Raw genomic sequence first — 3,637 nt, forward strand, 5'->3', positions numbered from 1 at the left:
GTGCAGCCCGCTATGGGAATGCGCGCCCAGTAGTCGAGCGCCTGCCAGGCGGTGCTTTTTGGCTCGGCGCCGTCGCGGATCATCAGCGTCGCCTGCCAGACGTCGCCAAGCGGTCGAACACTCACCGCGCCGTGCTTGGTTTCCGGCTGGCCGGAAACCGGGTCGGTGTACCCGGCGAGCAGCGCCCCGCTGCGCCCGGCGCCGGTGAACTCATCGCTCCAGTGCATGGGAACGAACGCTTCGCCCCGGCGCTGGGCGTTGGACACCCGCACCCGCGCCCGGTACTCGCCGCCGGGAGCACCAAGCCGGGCCAGGTCCTGATTCTCGAGCCCCGCGCGCGCGGCGTCATCGGGGTGCAGCTCGACGAACGGCTCGGCGCGATGATTCATCAGCCGCGGCGCGCGGGCGGTGCGGGTCATGGTGTGCCACTGATCGCGAATGCGCCCGGTATTGAGCCGCAGCGGGTAGCGTGTGGAGAGCGCCTGCGCCGGCTCGCGGGGCGTGACCGCCACCAGCCGGGCGCGGCCGCTTGGGGTCGCAAACTCGCCCTTCTCGAACAGCCGGGCGGTACCGCGCGGGGCGGCACGGGTCACCGGCCACTGAACGGGCGCGAGCGCATCGTAAGCGGCCCGCCCCAGCCCGGTAAGCGCCGAGATATCGAACAGCCGTTTGCCCGCGCCTTCGTTCTCGAAGCCCGAGAGCCTGGCGTGCTCGTCGAAGATCTCCCCGGGGTGGGTATAACCAAACGCGTCGCCAAAGCCGAGCCGGCTGGCGACCTCGCACAAGATCTGCCAGTCGTGGCGCGCCTGGCCCGGCGGCGGCAAGAGGCCGCGCTGGCGCGAGATGCGCCGCTCGGAGTTGGTCACCGTGCCGTCCTTTTCCGACCAGCCGCTCGCCGGCAGCACGATATCCGCAAACGCCAGCAGGTCGGTATTGGCCACGCACTCGGAGACGATCACCAGCGGGCACTTGGAAAGCGCCCGGCGCACCCGGGCGGCGTCCGGCAGGCTCACCGCCGGGTTGGTCGCCATCACCCAGAGCACGGTGATCTCGCCGCGCTCGATCGCCTCGAACAGCTCGACCGCCTTGTAGCCGGGGGCCTCGGGGAGACGTGGCGTGAGTGACCCGGTCGCCCAGAAGCGGGTCACGCGATCGATCGCCCCGGGGGTGTGGTAGTCCATGTGGGCAGCGAGCTGGTTGGCCAGCCCCCCCACCTCGCGCCCGCCCATGGCGTTGGGCTGGCCGGTGATCGAAAAAGGTCCTGCGCCGGGCAGGCCGAGCTTGCCGCCGGCCAGGTGGGCGTTGATGATGGCGTTGCACTTGTCGGTGCCGCTGGTGGACTGGTTCACCCCCTGAGAGTAGAGCGTGACCACGTGCAGATGGCGGGCGAACCAGTAGTAGAAGGTTTCCAGCCGCTCGGCATCGATATCGCAGGCCGCGGCCACCGCCGCCACGCTCGGCGCGCTCGCCCTGGCCGCGTCGAGCGCCTCCTCGAAGCCCTCGGTATGGCGCTCGAGATAGCGCGTATCCATGTAACCGCGCTCGGCCATGAAGGCGAGCAGCCCGTTGAACAGCGTCGCATCACTTCCCGGCTGGATGCCCAGGTAGAGATCGGCGATCTCGCAGGTGTCGGTGACGCGCGGGTCGATCACCACCACGCGCATCAAGGGGTTGCGCTCTTTCGCGAGTTTAAGGCGCTGGTAGAGCACCGGATGGTTCCAAGCCAGGTTCGAGCCCACCAGCACGACCAGCTCCGCCTCTTCGAGATCCTCGTAGCAGCAGGGCACCGCGTCGGCGCCGAAGGCGCGCTTGTAGCCCGCCACCGCCGAGGCCATGCAGAGCCGCGAGTTGGTATCCAGGTGCGGCGTGCCGAGAAAGCCCTTGAACAGCTTGTTGGCCACATAGTAATCCTCGGTCAAAAGCTGACCCGACAGATACGCCGCCACGGTTTTCCGCCCGTGGGCCGCCCGAAGCGCGCTCAGGCGCTCGGTGAGTGCCGCAAGTGCTGACTCCCAGCTGGCGGGCTGGCCATCCAGGCGCGGCGTCAACAGCCGCCCCTGCTCGCCCAGGGTCTCGTGCAGCGCGCTGCCCTTGACGCACAGCCGCCCGAAATTGGCCGGGTGCGCGGTATCACCCTCGACCGCGTCCACCCGCCCATCGCGCACGGTGGCGGTGACGCCGCAGCCAACGCCGCAGTAGGGGCAGGTCGTTTTGATCGAACGGGCGGGGCTTGACGCGTCGTGCATGGGGGTCTCCAGAGCGTGTGTCGGCCAGAACGCAAAAAGCGCCCAGGAAGCCTCGTGAAAGGCCTGCCTGGACGCCGTTGTCTCAGGGACACCGAGCCGGTGTCATTCTCATCGGTTTTTTTGCGGCGCTTGAAGTTATTGGTCGCCGGAGTCTCTTGTCATTGTGTCAGCAAAAAAGCGCTCATGAGTGTTATGGGGTTGTTGCTCCTCATGGCTGCAACCCTCGGGCCTGAACGTCAAAAAACGTCTTTTAACACCTGATAAACAATGACTTGAAAAACAAGCGCGCCATTTTTAGCCGGCATCGCCGACCGCCCATGCTCGCAAGAAGAACGATAGGAGTGCAGCGGATGGGTGCCTGCACCAGAATCGTTCGAAAGCGATCTCGAAGCGGCAAGCTCACCTCTGCCCTTCAACTCACAAGCGTTTGAAATATCGCCAGTTGATCGAGCTTCGTACAAGCGTGGCGAATTTCTTGCCTCGTTAAAACGACTGCGCACTGCCAACGAGGGCAACGCGCGCCAGAACCATCAGGCAATGACGCCTCCGATACCGCGTACTTACGCGGCGTCGGGGGCGTTTTTCGTTTCAGGCATCCAACGGGTGCCGCGCCGAACAGGGAGACCCCATGCGCCCTTCTTCTCAAGAGAGCACGCAGAGTACCCAGGAAAGCACGCGAGAACGTACGCGCCATCTGGTCATCGTGGGGAACGGAATGGCCTGCCACCGCCTGATCGAGGCGCTGGTCACATCCCCCGCGCGGCCTGCGCGCATCACCGTGATCGGCGAGGAGCCGGTGCCGGCCTATAACCGCATTCTGCTCTCGCCGCTGCTGGCCGGCGACACCGACCGTGCGGCGCTGACGCTGCGCGAAGCGCACTGGTACGCCGAACACGGTGTCACCCTGCGCCTTGGCGAACGGGTGCTGGCGATCGACCCCGGCAAAAAGCGCGTGGTCACCGAGCGCGCCCGGCTTGACTTCGATGCGCTGGTGCTGGCGACCGGCTCGACCCCCGCCTGGCCGGCGGTGCCGGGCATCGAGCTTCAAGGCGTGCACGGCTTTCGCGACCTGGAGGACGCCAAAACGCTTGCCGAGATCGCCCGGCGCGGCGGTCAGGCCGTGGTGATCGGCGGCGGTCTCTTAGGGCTCGAGGCGGCCCTGGGGCTCTACCAGCGCGGCCGCGGCGCCCTTTCGGTCAGCGTGCTCCAGCGTGGCGGGCACCTGATGAACCGCCAGCTCGATGCCCACGCCGGCGCACTTCTGAAGAAGACGCTTAGAGCACGCGGGCTCGCCGTTCACACCGGCGCCAGGCTTGCCGGCCTGATCGATGACGGCCAGGGCGCGGTGGCCGGCGTGGCGCTCGAGGACGGCCACGTGCTCGAGGCGAGCC

General features: G+C 67.3%; 2 protein-coding genes. One reads left to right on the forward strand and one right to left on the reverse strand.

Annotated features, from left to right (window positions below; all coding sequences use genetic code 11):
• Nucleotides 1-2,246: molybdopterin oxidoreductase family protein (locus BIS11_RS13065; RefSeq protein WP_253586218.1), on the reverse strand; the 2,246-nt coding region annotated here is incomplete at its 3' end.
• 715 nt (nt 2,247-2,961) lie between these two features.
• Between BIS11_RS13065 and BIS11_RS13070 the strand changes: the two genes are divergently transcribed.
• Nucleotides 2,962-3,637, forward strand: a 676-nt coding sequence (locus BIS11_RS13070) for an NAD(P)/FAD-dependent oxidoreductase (RefSeq protein WP_253586220.1), incomplete at its 3' end; no start/stop codon positions are given.

The sequence above is a fragment of the Halomonas sp. 707D4 genome (assembly GCF_024158685.1).
Classification (GTDB): domain Bacteria; phylum Pseudomonadota; class Gammaproteobacteria; order Pseudomonadales; family Halomonadaceae; genus Vreelandella.